The following is a 793-nucleotide window of genomic DNA, read 5'->3' on the forward strand; positions in this document are numbered from 1 at the left end:
CAGCCCAACTGCTTCGCAAGCGACCGTTACCGGTCTTACGCAAGGCGCACCATATAAATTCCGCTTGGTCGTTACCGGCGGTCAGAACGCAGGCAATTCTACCGTTCTAGACGCGACAACGCTAACGGTACCTGTAGCGAACTTTGCACCGAAGGGTGCTGCAACGACGACAGGTGCATCGTTCACATGGACAGCTGCCGTGCGCGCAACAGGCATCATCGTTGAGCAATCGAGTGATGACGGAGCGAATTGGAAAAAAGCAACGAGCGCAACGATATCGACTTCCGCAACAACAGCAACTGTTTCGGGCTTGACGCCAAATACGACATACAAGTTCCGATTGAATGTAACTGGCGGCGCTAATGCCGGAACTTCCAATGATGTAGAAGCGAAAACATTGCCGGTGCAAATCACAACCTTTGCAAGCACGGGTAAAACAGCGACTACCGCATCATTCAAATGGACGCCAAGTACAGGTGCGAATGCATCGGCTGTTACGGTGGAACAGTCCACAGACCAAGTGAACTGGGCAACCTCAACAACAGATACATCGATTCCATCCAATGCGGCAGTCGCTACGGTTACAAACCTAACACCGAATAAGACTTACAGCTTCAGGCTGAAAGTAACAGGCGGCATGAATGAGGGCATCTCGAATGTGACGGCGGTAACCACGATTCCACAGCCAATTACAGACTTGAAGAGAAGCGATGCGACAACACTCACGAGCATCTCGCTGCAGTGGACGCAGGCGAAGGAAGCGACAGCTGTCGTCCTTCAGCAGTCCACGAAT

Annotated in this window: 1 protein-coding gene; it reads left to right on the plus strand. The window is 52.1% G+C overall.

Features of this window, described 5'->3' with window-relative positions; all coding sequences use genetic code 11:
• On the plus strand, positions 1 to 793 hold a 793-nt coding region (locus AC0LWF_RS27770; RefSeq protein WP_474654701.1), incomplete at both ends, for a fibronectin type III domain-containing protein.

This window comes from Paenibacillus sp. sgz302114 (assembly GCF_056120345.1).